Consider the following 16,671-nt stretch of genomic DNA (forward strand, 5'->3'; position numbering starts at 1 on the left):
CGATCCTACGAAAGGAGGGCATGTCCCCGGTCCCGCGAAGGGCGCGGGCCGGACCTCACCCGGGCGAGGTCACCGCGCTCCCGCTCCCGCGATCAGCCCGCCTTGCGGTGGTGGAAGGGGTGCAGCAGGTCGGAGAGGTGCCAGTGGTGGGGTTCCTTGGGCACGGCCGGCTGGTCGAGGGCCTCGTCGTGGGCCTGCTCGGGGTGGGCCTGCTCGGGGTGGGCCGACACCGGGTGGTGCGTGTGCTGGTGCATGGAGTTCTGGACGGAGGACACCTGTCCGGCGCGCATGATGCGCACCACGTGTCCGTCGCAGTTCTGGCAGGAGGGCCGGCTCAGCGGGGACGGCACGACATGGCCGTCCGCCACGTACATCACGAACTCGCCGCCCTCGGCGTCGCGGTGGTGCTCTATCTCGAACGACTGCTCCCAGCCGTGCCCGCAGCGCATGCATGCGAAGGAATACGACTCGTTGACGACGGCGGTCGCCGCGCTGCGGTTGCCGGTCTGCCCTGCGATCTCACTCATGCCAGCTCCTGCTGTTCCGCTGGACAAGCGCCCCCGGTCGGCGGGGGCGAGGGACGGGTACGTCCCTTCAACCAGTGGACGCTTCTCCGGGCGGGAACGCATCAGGCCTGTCGACTATTGGAGTCGTTTTGGCCTTTCCTTGTCGGAATGCCTCGGAGACACGGCCTGAGCTTTGCTTTCCGTGCCGGCCCTTTGCTCTTCTATGGGGCGCTGTGCGCCGCGTTCTTTGCCGCGACCACCGCATCGAACACGTCGCGCTTGGGAATTCCGGCCTCGGCCGCGACCGCCGCGATGGCCTCCTTGCGGCGCTCTCCCGCCTCTTCCCGCACCCGCACCCTGCGCACCAGTTCGGCCGCGTCCAGTTCCTCGGCGCCCTTCTCCGGCGCGCCCTCGACCACCACCGTGATCTCCCCGCGTACGCCCTCGGCGGCCCAGGCCGCCAGCTCGCCCAGCGGCCCGCGCTTGATCTCCTCGTACGTCTTGGTCAGCTCGCGGCAGACGGCGGCCCGCCGCCCGTCCCCGAAGACCTCGGCCATCGCGGCGAGGGTGTCGTCGAGGCGGTGCGGGGCCTCGAAGTAGACCATCGTGCGGCGCTCGCCCTCGACCTCCCGCAGCCGGGACAGCCGCTCGCCCGCCTTCCTCGGCAGGAACCCCTCGAAACAGAACCGGTCGACGGGCAGCCCGGACAGCGCGAGCGCGGTGAGCACGGCGGACGGGCCGGGTACGGCGGTGACCTTGATGTCCTTCTCGACGGCCGCCGCGACCAGCCGGTACCCGGGGTCGGAGACGGACGGCATCCCGGCGTCGGTCACCAGCAGCACGCGCGCCCCGCCGGCCAGCGCCTCGACGAGTTCGGGCGTCCGGGCGGCCTCGTTCCCCTCGAAGTACGACACCACGCGCCCGGTGGGCTGCACGCCCAGCGCCTGGGTCAGCCGGCGCAGCCTGCGGGTGTCCTCGGCGGCGACGACGTCCGCGTCCGCCAGCTCCTGGGCGAGCCGGGGCGGGGCGTCGGCCACGTCGCCGATGGGGGTGCCGGCCAAAACAAGGGTTCCTGTCACAGTTCCATCCTCGCAGGGGCATTCGGCGGCAGCCGCATCCACCCATTAGGCCCGTGCACGGGACTCCCACAGACCTGTTCCCTACGATGGCGCGGTGACCAGTACCGCGTCCTCCACGGACACCCGGCAGGGCCAGGCAGCCGAAGAACGGCGGCCGTCGTGGCAGCAGCGGCTGCGCCGCTTCGGATATACCGCGCCGCCCAGAAGCGATGTGCGTGATCGGCTCGTGCCGCCGTACGCCGAGCCCAGTCCCCGGATCTGGGCTGCGTTCGGGCTGCGCCACGAGCTCGCCGAGCGCATCACGCGCTGGTCGGGCTGGGGCGGCCCGCTGCTCGTGACCCTGATGGCGGGGCTGATGCGGTTCTGGAACCTGGGCAGCCCGAAGGCGGTGATATTCGACGAGACGTACTACGCCAAGGACGCCTGGGCGCTGATCCACCGCGGATACGAGGTCAACTGGGACAAGAACGCCAACGACCTGATCCTGCAGAACAACGGACACGTCGGCATCCCCTCCGACGCCGCCTACGTGGTGCACCCCCCGGTCGGCAAGTACGTCATCGGGCTCGGCGAATGGATGTTCGGCTTCAATCCGTTCGGCTGGCGCTTCATGACGGCGCTGCTCGGCACGCTGTCGGTGCTGCTGCTGTGCCGGATCGGGCGCCGGATGTTCCGCTCGACGTTCCTGGGCTGTCTGGCGGGCACGCTGATGGCCGTGGACGGGCTGCACTTCGTGATGAGCCGCACCTCGCTGCTCGACGGTGTGCTGATGTTCTTCGTGCTGGCTGCCTTCGGCTGTCTGATCGTGGACCGCGACCGCGCGCGTGCCCGACTGGCGGCAGCCCTGCCCGCGGACGCGGACGGTCTCGTACGCCCCGACGCGCACATCGCCGAGACCACCCGCCTCGGCTGGCGCCCCTGGCGCTGGACGGCCGGTCTGATGCTGGGCCTGGCCCTCGGCACCAAGTGGAGCGGCCTGTACGTCCTCTTCGCGTTCTGCCTGATGGCGGTCCTGTGGGACGTCGGCGCGCGCCGGGTCGCGGGCGCCCGTCACCCGTACCTGGCGGCCCTCAAGCACGACACGGGCATCACGTTCCTCGCGACGGTCCCGGTGGCGATCGCCACGTACTTCATCTCCTGGACCGGCTGGATCCTCTCCCCCACCAACGGCAAGGGCGGCTACTTCCGCAACTGGGCCGCGACCGACGGCAAGGGCGGCAGCTGGACCTTCCTGCCCGACTGGCTGCGCAGCCTGTGGCACTACGAGCACGAGGTGTACGAGTTCCACGTCGGCCTCTCGTCCCCGCACACCTACCAGTCGAACCCGTGGAGCTGGATCGTCCTGGGCCGCCCGGTCTCGTACTTCTACGAGTCCCCGCTGCCCGGCAAGGACGGCTGCCCGGCGGACGCGGGCGCCAAGTGCGCCCGCGAGGTCCTGGCCCTGGGCACGCCCCTCCTGTGGTGGGCCGCCTGCTTCGCGATCGTCTACGTCCTGTGGCGCTGGGCGTTCCGACGTGACTGGCGGGCGGGCGCGATCGCCTGCGGCATCGCGGCCGGCTACCTCCCCTGGTTCATGTACCAGGAGCGCACGATCTTCTTCTTCTACGCCATCATCTTCGTCCCGTTCCTGTGCCTGGCGGTCGCCATGATGATCGGCGCGATCCTCGGCCCACCCGGCTCCACGGAACGCCGCCGCGTCATCGGCGCGGCGAGCGCGGGCGTCCTGGTCCTCCTGATCGCCTGGAACTTCATCTACTTCTGGCCCCTGTACACGGGCACGGCGATCCCCATAGACCAGTGGCGCTCCCGGATGTGGCTGGACACCTGGGTCTAGCTGGGCAGACGTAGCAAGGGGGCGCGGAAATCTGCCGCGCCCCCTTGGTCGTTGTTGGGCGTTGACGGTTGTCGTTGGTCGCCCTCGCGCGGCCCGAGGACGGCCCAGCTCTGGGCCCGGGAGATTTACAGACCGCGCGGCGGTCAGAACGTGAGCAGGGTCTTCGGCCGCGAAAAGCCCTGGTTCCCCATGGATGCCCCAGAGGCTCCCTCAGGCTCGGGTGCGGACCGCCGGCCGACGAGCCGGGCCGACTGTGAATCCAGACCCCTGGGCGCGGTGGTGTGCCGGTCACCTCACCCGGATGAAGTTGTAGGCGAGGCCGTCGAGGCCGGGGGTGCGGTCTACGAAGGTAATGCCGCGCGAGGCAACGACCGAGAACGTGCGCGGGTCCTGGTCGAGCAGGCCGTCCTCCTGGGACATGATCTTCCGTGAGCAGGTCCGGTGCGTGGTGCGGGTGAGCGGGTACAGCGTGACGTGCTCGCCTGCGAAGGCGGCCCGGCCCTTGAAGCCGTTGCAGCCTCCCTTTCCAGTGACCGTGCCGTCCCGGTGGAAGACGAAGTAGACCTCTTTGCCGGCCGTCATGTCGACGGGGGTGTCGGCGACGTTCAGATATTCGATTCGCCACGGCGCTCCGAAGAGCCCCTGAGGCCACAGCATTTGCAGCGCGACATAGTCGCCCCTCTGGTTCTTCAGGGTCATCGAGAATTCGTCGACCCGCTCGGCCACCGCCAGGGGGCCGCCGGTGAAGATCTTCCGCATCCGCTGCTCGAAGGCGCGCTCCTTCGCCGGACACGCGTCGTCCGGCGTCGCCCCCGACGTGTCCGTACCGACGGTGAGCGTCGTGGCGGTGACCGTGGCCGACGACTTGAACGGCGTGCATCCGTAGTCGCCCACGGCCGTGTTGTCGTAGCCGAACTCGACCCACGCGCCGGCGTCCGGCGGTGCGTCGATGTTGCGCCCGTCGACCGTGACCCAGTCGACCCGCCAACGTGCGCCCAGGAGCCGCCCGCCGTAACCGCCCGGCCCCGTCGGCATGGTCCACGGCGTGGGCCGGTCCGGGGCCTTCCCCCCGCTCCCCGCCCGGGGCGAGCACGCGGTGACGGTGAGCAGAGCGACGAGCAGTGCGCCGAGAATGGCGCCGGTCCGGTACATGCGCATGCCGATTCAGACCTCCGACCCACCTTCGGGGTTGCCCCGTCAGGGCCACAGCAGTTGCCGCGACCACCCCTCCGAGTCGTTCTTGCGACGGTAGGCCAGACGTACGTGCCTGCGGGCCGTATCGCCCTGGAAGAACTCCACTTCTGGCCCCTGTACACGGGCACGGCGATCCCCATAGACCAGTGGCGCTCCCGGATGTGGCTGGACACCTGGGTCTAGCAGGGCGGGTGCACGACGATGGCGCGGCGGGCGACCGCCGCGCCATCGTCGTTCCGTCTCGCGCCATCGTCGTTCCCTGCCGCGCCATCGTTGTTGTGTCTAACGATTCGGAGAATCTCCGCCCCAGGTGTCACTCCTCACGCATACAGTGCCCTGCAGACCGGCTTTTCTGAACGCGTTCAGAAGTTCGGGGGAGGGGTCCACGGGGAGGGTTTCGCGCGATGCGCAAGGGGGCAAAGGCCGCCGTCATCGGCAGTGTGTTCGCCGTGATGGTGGGGGGTGCCGGATACGGCGCCTTCAATGTGATGTCGGCGCTCAACGGGAGCGAGGGCGGGGGCACGGGGAGCGGCGGACCCGCGGCCGTGAAGACGGGGCCGCCGAGCAGCGCGGAGGTCAAGGAGACCTCGACGAAGTTCTTCGCCGCCTGGGAGCAGGGTGACGCCACCAAGGCCGCCGCCTACACCAACTTCGCCCAGAAGGCGCAGGAGTCGCTGGCCGGTTACCGCGAGGACGCGCACCTCACCGGTGTGAAGATCACCCCGGGGACGGCGACGGGGGCCACCGTGCCGTTCTCCGTCAAGGCGACGGTGTCGTTCGAGGGGAAGTCCAAGCCCTTCGCGTACGACTCCCGGCTGACCGTCGTGCGCGGCGAGACCACCGGGAAGGCGCTGGTCGACTGGAAGCCGTCCGTCGTGCATCCCGAGTTGCAGGAGGGCGACACGCTGGTCACGGGCGAGTCGGCGAACCCGCCCATCGAGGCCGTGGACCGGAACAACGTTGTCCTGACGAAGGAGAAGTACCCCTCGCTGGGGCCGATCCTGGACGCGCTGCGCGAGAAGTACGGCGACACGGCGGGCGGTACGGCCGGGGTCGAGCTGGCGATCCATCACGCGACCGAGGGCGCGGGGGACACCGCCCTGGTGACCCTCGCCAAGGGCAAGGCCGGCAGGCTGCGCACCACCCTCAGCGCGAGCGCGCAGGCCGCGGCGGAGAAGGCGGTCGCCCGGTACGCCGAGTCGTCCGTGGTGGCCGTGCAGCCGAGCAGCGGTGAGGTGCTGGCGGTCGCCAACCACCGTGCGGACGGCTTCAACGCGGCCTTCCAGGGCACCCTGGCCCCCGGCTCCACGATGAAGATCATCACCGCGGCGATGCTCATCGACAACGGCGTGACCACCATGAACGGCCCGGCGCCCTGCCCGAAGACCGCGACCTGGCAGAGCCAGACCTTCCACAACCTCACCAACCTCGCGCCGAACGAGAAGGCGAGCCTCGCCAACAGCTTCATGCGGTCCTGCAACACGGCCTTCGTGAAACTGATCGACGAGAAGCCGCTCACGGACGAGTCCCTGACGACCGAGGCACAGACGCGGTTCGGCCTCGGCCAGAACAACTGGAAGACCGGCATCCCGTCCTTCGACGGCAGCGTCCCCGCCTCCGGCGGCCCGGACCGCGCGGCGAACGCGATCGGCCAGGGCCAGGTCCAGATGAGCCCGCTGAACATGGCGTCGGTCACGGCGACGGCGATGACGGGCACCTTCCGGCAGCCGGTCATCGTCTCGCCCAAGCTCGACGACCGGGAACTGGCGACGGCGAAGGGCCTGCCCAGCGGTACGTCCGCGCAGTTGCGCGCGATGATGAACCTCACCGCGACCAGCGGCACCGCCGCCCAGGTGATGGCGGGACTCGGCGGCAACATCGGCGCCAAGACCGGCTCCGCCGAGGTCGACGCCCAGACCAAGTCGAACAGCTGGTTCACCGGCTACCGGAACGACATCGCGGCCGCCGCGATGACCCAGCAGGGCGGTCACGGAGTGGACGCGGCCGGTCCGATCGTCGCAGCTGTGCTACGAACGGGCGGCTGAAGTCACCCTTGACAGGGCGGGACCCTAGGGTGGGGGTTCTCGTTGAGGAGCATGAGGGTGCCGGGGGACTTGGGGAACAGGCGGAGGATCGAAAGCTGTGGGGAACAGAAGGCGCGTCGCCGAGCGACGAAAGACGAAGCCCGCCGTGGTCGGCGGGCTGATCGCGGTGGTCGTCGGCGGCGGGGCGTTCGGCGCCTACAGCCTGTACGCCGGCGGGGCGTCGGCCGAGGACCGTACGTCGCAGACCGCCGGCCACAAGGCCGTGAAGACCGGTCCGCCGTCGGCGGCCGAGGTCACGGCGCTGTCCACGCGGTTCCTGACCGCCTGGCAGAGCGGTGACGTCACGAAGGCGGCCGAGGCCACCGACGACTCGGCGGCCGCGAAGACCTTGCTGACCGGCTACGGCAAGGACGCCCACATCACCGGCGTCAAGCTCACGCCGGGCACGGCGTCCGGGGCCTCCGTCCCCTTCTCCGTCAAGGCCACCGTCACGTACAAGGGCAAGAGCAAGCCCCTGGCGTACGACTCGAAGCTGACCGTCGTGCGCCGCGCCAAGGACGGTGCGGCGCTGGTCGGCTGGCAGGCGTCGGTCGTACACCCCGACCTCCAGGACGGCGACCGCCTGGTCACCGGTCCGGCGGGCACTCCCCCGATCACCGCCCTCGACCGCGACGGCGGCGAGATCACCACGGCCAAGTACCCCTCGCTGGGCACGGTGTTGGACGGGCTGCGCGAGAAGTACGGCAAGATCGCCGGCGGCAAGGCGGGCATCGAACTGCGCGTGGTCCGCAAGGCCGCCGCCAAGGGCACCCAGAAGACCCCCGACAAGACCCTGGTGACCCTCAGCGAGGGCACCCCGGGGACCGTGAAGACCACGCTCAGCCCGACCCTCCAGGCGGACGCCGAGCAGCAGGTCGCCAAGAAGGACCGGGCGTCGGTGGTCCTGATGCGCCCCACGACGGGCGAGATCCTCGCGGTCGCCAACACCAGCCACGGCTTCAACACGGCCTTCCAGGGCTCGCTGGCCCCCGGCTCCACCATGAAGGTCATCACGTCGTCGCTGCTCATCGACAAGGGGCTCGCCTCGGCCGACAAGCAGCACCCGTGCCCGAAGTACGTGACGTACGGCGGCTGGAAGTTCCAGAACGACGACAAGTTCGAGATCAAGGGCGGCACGTTCAAGGCGAGCTTCGCGCGCTCCTGCAACACCGCCTTCATCAGTCAGGCAAAGAAGCTGTCGAACTCCGACCTGACGAACCAGGCGCAGCAGTACTTCGGCCTGTCCATGAACAACTGGGCCATCGGTGTCCCGTCCTTCGACGGCTCGGTCCCGGTCCAGTCCGCGGCCCAGATGGCGGCCTCGCTGATCGGCCAGGGCGGGGTCCGCATGAACCCGCTGAACATGGCCTCGGTCGCCTCCACCGTCAAGACGGGCGTCTTCCACCAGCCGTACCTGGTGTCTCCGACGGTCGACCACCGCAAGCTGGCGACGGCCTCCCGCACCCTCCCCGCCACCACCCTCGCCCAGCTCCGCGAGCTCATGCAGTACACGGCGGCGTACGGCACCGCGGCCGAGGCGATGTCCGGCCTCGGCCCCGACTACGGCGCGAAGACCGGCTCCGCCGAGGTCGACGGCCAGAAGAAGCCCAACGGCTGGTTCACCGCGTGGAAGGGCGACCTCGCCGCGGCGGGCGTCGTCCAACAGGGCGGCCACGGCGGCGACACGGCGGGCCCGATCGTGGCGGCACTGCTGAAGGCGGGAAGCTAGCCGGGCGGGGAACGGGCCGGCACGAGACCCGGCACCCCGGCGCATCGGAACTCGCTCGCGTGCCTCCAGCACCGACCGATAGCGTGCCGCCCATGACGAGCGACGCCGCCGAAGAGTCCGGAGCCCACCCCCGTTTCGCCGAGGCCCTGGAGGAGCTGGGTCTCGCTGATCTGCTGCCGCGCATCCGCCGTTTCCCGGACGCGACCCGTACCGCCGCCGAGGCCGCCGCCGCGATCGGGTGTGAGCTGAGCCAGATCTGCAAGTCGCTGATCTTCGCCGCGGACGGGGTCCCCGTGCTCGTACTCATGGACGGGGCGTCGCTGGTCGATCTGGAGCTCGTGCGGCGGGAGCTCGGGGCCGCGAAGGTGACGCGGGCCAAGGTCGAGCTCGTACGGGAGACGACCGGGTACGCGATCGGCGGTGTGCCGCCCTTCGGCCACCGTACGAGGACGCGGGTGCTCGCGGACCGTTCGCTGCTCGACCACGACGTGGTGTGGGCCGCGGCCGGCACCCCGTACACCGTGTTCCCCATGGACCCCAAGACGCTGGTCGCGCATGCGGGCGGCACGCTGGTGGACGTGCGCGAGCAGCACCTGTGACGCCGCTGGTCACCGCGGCGGTACTGCTCGCCGCGGTCACCCACGCCAGTTGGAACGCGATCGCGCACCGCATCACCGACAAGCTCGTCGGGTTCACGCTGATCGCGGGCGGCGGGATGCTGATCGGGCTGGCGCTGATGCCGTTCGTGGCGGTGCCGGCGGCCGGGGCGTGGCCGTATCTGCTCGTGTCGGCCGCGATCCACGTCCTGTACTACGTCCTGCTGATGCGCTCCTTCCGGCTGGGCGACTTCGGGCAGGCGTATCCGATCGCCCGCGGGACCGCCCCCCTGGTCGTCACCGTGCTGGCGGCCGTGTTCGCGCACGAGGTGCCGGACGCCTGGGCGGCGGCGGGGATCGCGGTGTCGTGCGCGGGGCTGACGGGGGTCGCGCTGTGGGGAATGCGCGGGCGGCGCCCCAACTGGGCCGCCATCGGCGCGGCGTTGGCCACCGGTCTGTCGATCGCCGCGTACACCGTCGTGGACGGACTCGGCGTACGCGCCTCCGGTTCCTCCCTCGGGTACATCGCCTGGCTGATGGCGGTGCAGGGAGTCGTGATCCCGGCGTACGCCGCCCACCGCCTGCGCTCCCGGCTCGTCCCCGTCCTACGGCCCTTCGTCGCCCTGGGGCTGCTCGGCTCGGTGCTGTCCGTGGCGGCGTACGCGCTGGTGCTGTGGGCGCAGACGCGCGCGGCGCTGGCCCCCATTTCCGCCCTGCGCGAGTCCTCGATCATCGTCGGCGCGGCGATCGGGGCGGTGTTCTTCAAGGAGCAGTTCGGGGCGCCCCGGATCGCGGCGGCGGGGCTGCTGGTGGTGGGGATCGGTCTGATGCTGCACGCGGGCTGATACCGCACGCGGGCTAATGCCGCACACACTGATGCCGCACGCGGGGTGGACCGAACGTCAGTGAGCCACCGGAGTCACCGCTGTGTACGTACGGCGGAGGAAGCGGATCAGAACCTTCGAGTCGAACTGCACCACCGACACCCCTTGCGCGGAGTGGAACTCCACGACCGCCTGCACCCGGCCGCACGGCCACACGCGTACGTCGCCGGACTCGACCGGAACGCGCAGGCCTCGTTCGAGGAGCTCCCGGGGGAAGGCCCACTCGTGGGGGCCGGGCAGCGTCATGTGGACCTGGCGGGGATCAGCGTCGGGGTCGTAGCTGAGGGCCACCGGGACGACCTGGTGTTCGTCCTCGGCGGAGTCTGCCGTGTCGGTGACGATGTGGGCGCGTGCGTACTGTTCGACGGCAGACATGAACCGACTCCTTGCGCTGCGTTACCTGTGTGGAATAGATGAATCCGTCACCTCTCCAATGTCGCACATTCCGGAGATTTCGCCCACGGACTCCCATACCCACCGGGACTCATCGGGTTCCCCGGATCGGCCCCCGCCATGCATCACCGCCTCACCGCTATTCATGGATGCCTCGCTCTTGCAAACCGTTCGCAACAAGGCACTATCATCGAACGGTGCATGTGCCTGACGGATTCATCAACGCCCCGGTCTCCGCGGTCACCGCAGTGGTCGCCGCCGGCGCCATCGCCGTGAGCCTGCGGGGCGCCCGCCGCGAACTCGACGAGAAGACCGCGCCGCTCGCCGGCCTGGTCGCCGCCTTCATCTTCGCCGTACAGATGCTGAACTTCCCGGTCGCCGCCGGGACCAGCGGACATCTGCTCGGCGGCGCGCTCGCGGCGATACTCGTCGGCCCCTTCACCGGGGTCCTCTGCGTCTCCGTGGTCCTGCTGATGCAGGGCATCCTCTTCGCCGACGGCGGCCTGACCGCACTCGGCGTGAACATCACCGACATGGCGATCGTCACGACGGTCGTCTCGTACGCCGTCTTCCGGGGCCTGGTGAAGGTCCTGCCGCGCAAGAAACGCTCCATCACCGTGGCGGCCTTCGTCTCCGCGCTCCTTTCCGTCCCGGGCGCCGCCGTCGCCTTCACTCTCATCTACGCCCTCGGCGGCACCACCGACGTCCCGATCACCAAGGTCGCCACCGCGATGATCGGCGTGCACGTCCTCATCGGCATCGGCGAGGCCACCATCACCGCTCTCACGGTCGGCGCGGTCATCGCCGTACGACCGGACCTCGTGCACGGGGCGCGCGGTCTGCAGCAGCGGCTGAAGCTGCGCGTCGGCGGCGAACTGGTCGACGCGCCCGCGCCCGCCGCCGTCCCCGTGGCCGCCCGGACCTCCCGTCGCAAGGTGTGGGCGGTCGGCCTCGTCACCTCCCTCCTCCTCGCGGGCTTCGTCAGCTTCTACGCCTCCGCGAGCCCCGACGGCCTGGAGAAGGTCGCCAAGGACCAGGGCATCGACCAGAACACCAAGAAGCACCACGCCGAGGACTCCCCGCTCGCCGGGTACGGCGTCAAGGACATCTCCGACGCCCGGATCTCCGGCGGCCTCGCGGGCGTGATCGGCGTCGGCGTCACCGTCGTCGCGGGTACGGGGATCTTCTGGGCGGTGCGCAGGCGCCGTAGCGCCGATGTCTCCCCCGCGCAGGTGGCCTGAGGTGGGCGCAGGCCACGCGCACAGGCTCTACCGGCACGGGCACTCCCCCGTGCACGCCCTGCCCCCGCACACCAAGCTCGCCGCGACCTTCGCCTTCGTCGTCGTGGTCGTCTCCACCCCGCGCGAGGCGATGTGGGCCTTCGCGCTGTACGCCGCGCTCCTGGCGACGGTGGCGTACAAGGCCCGGGTACCGGCCGCCTTCCTGCTCAAGCGGCTGCTGATCGAGATCCCGTTCGTCGCCTTCGCCGTGCTCATGCCGTTCGTGGCGCAGGGCGAGCGGGTGGACGTCCTCGGTCTGTCGCTCAGCGCGAACGGCCTGTGGGGCGCCTGGAACGTCCTCGCCAAGGGCACCCTGGGTGTCGCCGCCTCCGTACTCCTCGCCTCGACGACCGAACTGCGCGAACTGCTGCTGGGGCTCCAGCGGTTGAAGCTGCCCCCGCTCCTCGTACAGATCGCCTCCTTCATGATCCGCTACGGCGATGTCATCACCGACGAGATGCGGCGGATGCGCATCGCACGGGAGTCGCGGGGCTTCGAGGCCCGGGGTGTACGGCACTGGGGCGTCCTCGCGAAGTCTGCGGGCGCGCTGTTCATCCGCTCCTACGAGCGCGGGGAGCGCGTCCATCTCGCCATGGTGAGCCGGGGGTACGCCGGTTCGATGCCGGTCATCGACGAGGTGACCGCGTCCCGGGCGCAGTGGTCGTACGCCCTCGCCCTCCCGTTCGCCGCCCTTGTCGTCTGCCTGCTGGGATGGACCCTGTGACCCCCTCTCTGGAAGTGGCCGGACTGGCCTTCGCCTACCCCGACGGCCACCAGGCCCTCTTCGGCGTCGACTTCCGCCTCGGGCGTGGCGAGCGCGTCGCGCTGCTCGGCCCGAACGGCGCCGGCAAGACCACCCTCGTCCTGCATCTCAACGGCATCCTGACCGGCGGCGCCGGAACCGTGACGGTGGCCGGACTCCCGGTCGGCAAGCGGCACATGGCGGAGATCCGGCGCAAGGTCGGCATCGTCTTCCAGGACCCGGACGACCAGTTGTTCATGCCGACCGTGCGCGAGGACGTGGCCTTCGGACCCGCCGCGGCCGGGCTGAAGGGCGCCGAGCTGGAGGAGCGCGTCCGTACGGCTCTGGAGCGGGTCGGCATGGCGGACTTCGCCGACCGTCCCCCGCACCATCTGTCGTTCGGACAGCGACGCCGGGTGGCCGTCGCGACCGTCCTCGCGATGGAGCCGGAGATCCTCGTCCTCGACGAGCCGTCCTCCAACCTCGACCCGGCCTCGCGCCGCGAACTCGCCGACATCCTGCGGTCGTTGGACGTCACCGTCCTCATGGTCACGCACGACCTGCCGTACGCCCTCGAACTGTGCCCCCGTGCACTGATCCTGAGCGACGGCGCGATCGCCGCGGACGGGAAGACCGGTGAGCTGCTCTCCGACGACGAGCTGATGCGCACCCACCGCCTGGAGCTGCCCTTCGGTTTCGATCCGCGCTCGACAGCTGTGCGTACTCCGTGACAATGGGCGCGTGACGAAACAAGGGGACCAAGAGGACTTCGGATCGGCCGGGTCGCTGTTCCTCGACGACCAGCTGTGCTTCGCGCTGTACGCGGCCCAGCGCGCGGTGACCGCCGCGTACCGCCCGCTGCTGGAGGAGCTCGGCCTCACCTACCCGCAGTACCTCGTCCTGCTGTTCCTCTGGGAGCGCGGCGAGACCACGGTCAAGGAGCTGGCGGGCGCGCTGCGGCTGGACTACGGCACGGTGTCGCCGCTGCTCAAGCGCCTGGAGTCGGCCGGTCTGGTCCGCCGTGAACGCTCGGCGCGTGACGAGCGGTCGGTGCTGGTGGCGGTCACCGGGCGCGGTGAGGCGCTGCGGGAGCGCGCGGCGGGTGTCCCGCGGGCGCTGCTGGCGTCGACCGGCCTCGCCGGGGACGAGGTGGCCAGGATGCGACAGGAGCTGTGGGGGCTGGCCGAGCGCGCGGACGGTGCGGCGGGGCGCGGGCGCTGACCTGCCCGTCCGGAACGGAGCGGAACGGAGCGGGACGGGCGGGGCTTCGGCGGGACGGGCGGGGGCGTTGACGGGACGGGGGTTACCGACGGTTTCTACCCCCTGGTAATCATGCCTTCCGTACCGGCCGGTACCTTGTGCACGATGTACTTGCGCACTCCTGTGTTTTCCGTCCTGGGGGAGGTCCCGCCATGATCGATGGCACCGCTGTCGGCGACACCACTGTCGACACTCGTCCGACGAAGATCATGTACGTCGCCGAGGCCACCGCGCACGGCGGCCGGGACGGCTATGTCACCAGCCTGGACGGCCAGATCGCGCTGAAGGTCGCGATGCCTCCCGCGCTCGGCGGTGACGGCAACGGCACCAACCCCGAGCAGCTCTTCGCGGCCGGGTACAGCGCCTGCTTCCACAACGCGCTGGTGCTGGTGGGCCGCCGCGCCGGACTGGACCTGACGGGCTCCACCGTCGCCGCGAAGGTGGGCATCGGACCCAACAAGCAGCGCGGCTACGGCCTCGCGGTCGCCCTGAGCGTCTCGCTGCCCGTCCTCGACCAGGACGTCGCGACCAAGCTCGTGGACGCGGCGCACGAGGTCTGCCCGTACTCGAACGCGACCCGGAACAACATCGAGGTCACGATCCTGCTCGGCTAGGAATCGAGCCTTCCGCGTGCGTGTTGCATCCACTGTTGAAGGTGGCCGGGCGACAGGGAGTACGGACGTGAACGGCGAAGTGGCCGAGGGCTTCGAGCCGGTCAGGGAAGCATTCGTACGCAACTTCGAGACGCTCGGGGAGCGCGGCGCGGCGGTCTCCGTGTACCGGCACGGGCGCAAGGTCGTCGACCTGTGGGGCGGCGCGCGGGACGTGGACGGTACGGCGGATTCGGCGCCCTGGGAGCACGACACCGCCCACGTCATGCACTCGGCGACGAAGGGCGTCGGGGCCGCCGTACTCCTGATGCTGCACGAGCGCGGCGAGCTGGACCTGGACGCACCGGTCGGGGAGTACTGGCCCGAGTTCAAGGCTCGGGGCAAGGAACGGCTTCTGGTCCGGCACGTACTGTCGCACCGGGCGGGCGTGCCCGTGGTCGACGCGCCGCTGACCCCGGCCGAGGCCGCGGACCCGGACCGTACGGCCGCGTCGATCGCGGCGCAGACCCCCCTCTGGGAACCGGGCACGGACCACGGCTACCACCCCCACACCTTCGGCTGGATGCTCTCCGAACTGGTCCGCCGCGTCACCGGCGGCCGGGACGTGAGCGAGTTCATCGCGACGGAGATCTCCGCCCCGCTCGGCCTGGACCTCTGGGTCGGGCTGCCGGAGGCCGAGGCCCACCGGGTGGGCCGCGCGGGCCGAGTCGATGCGCCCGAGCCGTCGAGCGCCCTGCGCACCCGCCCGAAGCGGTCGGTGGCCGAGGCCTACAAGGACCCGGACTCGACGACCGTCCGCGCCTTCGCCGCGATCACCCCGCCGCCCGACGACAACGACCCCGCCTACCGTGCGGCGGCCCTCCCCGCCTCCAACGGCATCGCCACGGCCGACGGTCTCGCCCGTTTCTACGCCGCCCTGATCGGCGAGCTGGACGGCACCCGTCTGTTCACGCCGGACACGGTCGAGCTGGCCCGCGCCGAGGCGTCCGCGGGACCGGACCGCACCCTGGTCATCAGCACCCGTTTCGGCCTCGGCTACATGCTTCACGGCACCGCGTCCCCGCTGCTGGGTCCGGCCTCGTTCGGCCACCCGGGCCGCGGCGGCCCACTGGGCTTCGCGGACCCCGAGTCGGGCATCGCCTTCGGCTACATCACGAACGGCTTCCGCAAGACGGTGACGGCGGATCCACGGGCGCAGGCGCTGGTACGGGCGGTACGGGCGGCATTGTCGTCGTAGCCGACCGGGCCGGGGCCGCGTCGTAGCCGACCGGGCCGGGGCCGTGCCAGGACTCCCCTGCGATCCTGGCCCGCCCCTTCCGGTCCGCCCGTCCCTCGCCGCGCGGCGATCACCAGAATGCGCGGCCGACCGCCCGTCTGTCGTTGGCGCACAGTCGCCACCTACTTGGCGCAGGGTCCACGGCCTTCCGAGTGTGCCTCGCGGTCCTCGGCCATCGTCCTCCTGCGCAGTTCGCTCGGCGGGACGCCATGGGCGGTGCGGAAGGCCCGGGTGAACTCGGCGGCTCGGGGGAAGCCCCAGCGGGCGGCGACGGCATGGACCGGCATCGCGCGCAGCGCCGGGTCGGCGAGGTCGCGGCGGGCGTGCTCCAGCCGCTGATCGCGGATGTAGGAGGCCACGGTGAGGCCCTCGGCCTGGAAGAGGCGGTACAGATGGCTGCGCGAGATGTGGTGCGCTGCGGCGATCCGGGCGGGGGTCAGCTCCTGGTCGCCCAGATGCCGACGGATGAACGCCTTGATCCGCAGGATCAGCGTCCGGCCGCGGGTCTCCGGCGGCAGCAGGACCTCGGCGTCCAGGGCGCCCGCGAAGACGGCCGTGACCAGATCGGCGAGGACCGTTCCCAGCCGGGGTCCGTCCGACGGCTGGTAGGAGCCGGTGTCCGAGGCCAACTGGACGAGGAACTGCGCCAGGAGCGCGCCGACTCCCTCGCGGCCCGAGATCCGGCTGCCGATCACCTGGTCGGCCCGGTTCGCGGGCAGCGCCACCAGCGATCGCGGGATCTCGACTCCCACGAGGCTGACCGGGTCCGCGCCGGTGTGTATTTCGTACGACCGCGAGGAACAGTTGGTGTGGATGTCGTTGACCCGGTAGGCGGCCTGCTGTCTGTCCCAGGCGGCCGCTCCCTCTCCCCGCAGCAGGAGGGAGAGGTGGTACACCTCGGGATCGGACTGACGGATCAGCTTCGGTGTCCGACGGAAGACCAGATGGTCGAAGGTCGCCGGCCAGACCGTGACGTCCCCCAGCCCGATCATGCGCTGGTGGGCGCGGTAGTCCGCCGTGCGGTCGCTGGCCAGCTGCATGGGCGCGTGCGTACGGCCCATGCGCTGCGTCCACGCCTCGAACCGGTCACCGGCCGGCAGGTCCGCGGTTTTGAAGACCGACTCGTGCAACACGATCAGCGGACCTCCTGGTGAGAGAGCCTGGGACCGGATGATTCCACAGCCAGGAGCAAGAGTGAGGGGC

At 70.6% G+C, this 16,671-nt stretch carries 16 protein-coding genes and 1 pseudogene; 11 read left to right on the top strand and 6 right to left on the bottom strand.

Annotated elements, in window-relative coordinates:
- Window positions 1–92: 92 nt before the first annotated feature.
- Entirely contained in the window at window positions 93–527 is a 435-nt protein-coding gene (locus ACFZDJ_RS40725) for a hypothetical protein (RefSeq protein WP_390930217.1), read from the bottom strand.
- A 200-nt stretch (window positions 528–727) separates the two neighbouring features.
- Entirely contained in the window at window positions 728–1,585 is an 858-nt protein-coding gene (gene rsmI / locus ACFZDJ_RS40730; RefSeq protein WP_391066704.1) for a 16S rRNA (cytidine(1402)-2'-O)-methyltransferase, read from the bottom strand.
- Between the two features lie 94 nt (window positions 1,586–1,679).
- Here rsmI and ACFZDJ_RS40735 point away from each other — a divergent pair, with 94 nt between their 5' ends.
- The gene (locus tag ACFZDJ_RS40735) at window positions 1,680–3,419 is read left to right on the top strand and encodes a phospholipid carrier-dependent glycosyltransferase (protein ID WP_391066707.1); all 1,740 of its coding nucleotides are present in this window, start codon (window positions 1,680–1,682) and stop codon (window positions 3,417–3,419) included.
- 288 nt (window positions 3,420–3,707) lie between these two features.
- Here ACFZDJ_RS40735 and ACFZDJ_RS40740 read toward each other — a convergent pair whose 3' ends face one another.
- Window positions 3,708–4,577 carry an META domain-containing protein gene (locus tag ACFZDJ_RS40740; protein WP_054233046.1) on the bottom strand — a complete coding sequence of 290 codons (870 nt, stop codon included), beginning with the start codon at window positions 4,575–4,577 and terminating at the stop codon, window positions 3,708–3,710.
- A 39-nt stretch (window positions 4,578–4,616) separates the two neighbouring features.
- A pseudogene (locus ACFZDJ_RS40745) lies at window positions 4,617–4,736 on the bottom strand (pyridoxine 5'-phosphate oxidase C-terminal domain-containing protein); the annotation flags it as partial.
- Window positions 4,737–5,017: 281 nt separating this feature from the next.
- On the opposite strand from ACFZDJ_RS40745, the gene ACFZDJ_RS40750 reads away from it, so the two are divergent.
- The 4 genes from ACFZDJ_RS40750 to ACFZDJ_RS40765 all read left to right on the top strand — a co-directional run bounded on the left by ACFZDJ_RS40750 (window position 5,018) and on the right by ACFZDJ_RS40765 (window position 9,867).
- The gene (locus tag ACFZDJ_RS40750; protein WP_390930223.1) at window positions 5,018–6,658 is read left to right on the top strand and encodes a penicillin-binding transpeptidase domain-containing protein; all 1,641 of its coding nucleotides are present in this window, start codon (window positions 5,018–5,020) and stop codon (window positions 6,656–6,658) included.
- A gap of 97 nt (window positions 6,659–6,755) precedes the next feature.
- Window positions 6,756–8,426, top strand: a complete 1,671-nt coding sequence (locus tag ACFZDJ_RS40755) for a penicillin-binding transpeptidase domain-containing protein (RefSeq protein WP_391066709.1) — start codon at window positions 6,756–6,758, stop codon at window positions 8,424–8,426.
- A 92-nt stretch (window positions 8,427–8,518) separates the two neighbouring features.
- Window positions 8,519–9,025, top strand: a complete 507-nt coding sequence (locus ACFZDJ_RS40760) for a YbaK/EbsC family protein (RefSeq protein WP_168509120.1) — start codon at window positions 8,519–8,521, stop codon at window positions 9,023–9,025.
- Window positions 9,022–9,867, top strand: coding sequence for an EamA family transporter (locus tag ACFZDJ_RS40765; RefSeq protein WP_391066712.1), 846 nt, complete (start codon window positions 9,022–9,024; stop codon window positions 9,865–9,867). The genes ACFZDJ_RS40760 and ACFZDJ_RS40765 overlap by 4 nt, the downstream gene beginning before the upstream one ends.
- A gap of 57 nt (window positions 9,868–9,924) precedes the next feature.
- Here ACFZDJ_RS40765 and ACFZDJ_RS40770 read toward each other — a convergent pair whose 3' ends face one another.
- Entirely contained in the window at window positions 9,925–10,281 is a 357-nt protein-coding gene (locus tag ACFZDJ_RS40770; RefSeq protein ID WP_168509126.1) for an SsgA family sporulation/cell division regulator, read from the bottom strand.
- Window positions 10,282–10,496: 215 nt separating this feature from the next.
- Between ACFZDJ_RS40770 and ACFZDJ_RS40775 the strand changes: the two genes are divergently transcribed.
- From ACFZDJ_RS40775 to ACFZDJ_RS40800, 6 genes are all read left to right on the top strand, one after another.
- Window positions 10,497–11,540 (top strand): energy-coupling factor ABC transporter permease, encoded by a 1,044-nt coding sequence (locus ACFZDJ_RS40775; protein WP_391066715.1) that lies wholly within the window; start codon window positions 10,497–10,499, stop codon window positions 11,538–11,540.
- Window position 11,541: 1 nt separating this feature from the next.
- Window positions 11,542–12,303 (top strand): cobalt ECF transporter T component CbiQ, encoded by a 762-nt coding sequence (gene cbiQ / locus ACFZDJ_RS40780; protein WP_391066718.1) that lies wholly within the window; start codon window positions 11,542–11,544, stop codon window positions 12,301–12,303.
- Window positions 12,291–13,052: an energy-coupling factor ABC transporter ATP-binding protein gene (locus ACFZDJ_RS40785; RefSeq protein ID WP_168492526.1), complete on the top strand. Its 762-nt coding sequence runs from the start codon at window positions 12,291–12,293 to the stop codon at window positions 13,050–13,052. The genes cbiQ and ACFZDJ_RS40785 overlap by 13 nt, the downstream gene beginning before the upstream one ends.
- Before the next feature lie 10 nt (window positions 13,053–13,062).
- Window positions 13,063–13,542, top strand: a complete 480-nt coding sequence (locus ACFZDJ_RS40790) for a MarR family winged helix-turn-helix transcriptional regulator (protein WP_168492528.1) — start codon at window positions 13,063–13,065, stop codon at window positions 13,540–13,542.
- A gap of 191 nt (window positions 13,543–13,733) precedes the next feature.
- On the top strand, window positions 13,734–14,195 hold the full coding sequence (locus tag ACFZDJ_RS40795) for an Ohr family peroxiredoxin (protein WP_391066720.1): 462 nt from the start codon (window positions 13,734–13,736) through the stop codon (window positions 14,193–14,195).
- Between the two features lie 67 nt (window positions 14,196–14,262).
- Window positions 14,263–15,429, top strand: coding sequence for a serine hydrolase (locus tag ACFZDJ_RS40800; RefSeq protein ID WP_391066722.1), 1,167 nt, complete (start codon window positions 14,263–14,265; stop codon window positions 15,427–15,429).
- A gap of 161 nt (window positions 15,430–15,590) precedes the next feature.
- Here ACFZDJ_RS40800 and ACFZDJ_RS40805 read toward each other — a convergent pair whose 3' ends face one another.
- Entirely contained in the window at window positions 15,591–16,601 is a 1,011-nt protein-coding gene (locus ACFZDJ_RS40805; RefSeq protein ID WP_390930236.1) for a helix-turn-helix domain-containing protein, read from the bottom strand.
- Between the last annotated feature and the right edge of the window lie 70 nt (window positions 16,602–16,671).

This window comes from Streptomyces sp. NPDC007896 (assembly GCF_042959425.1).
GTDB lineage: Bacteria > Actinomycetota > Actinomycetes > Streptomycetales > Streptomycetaceae > Streptomyces.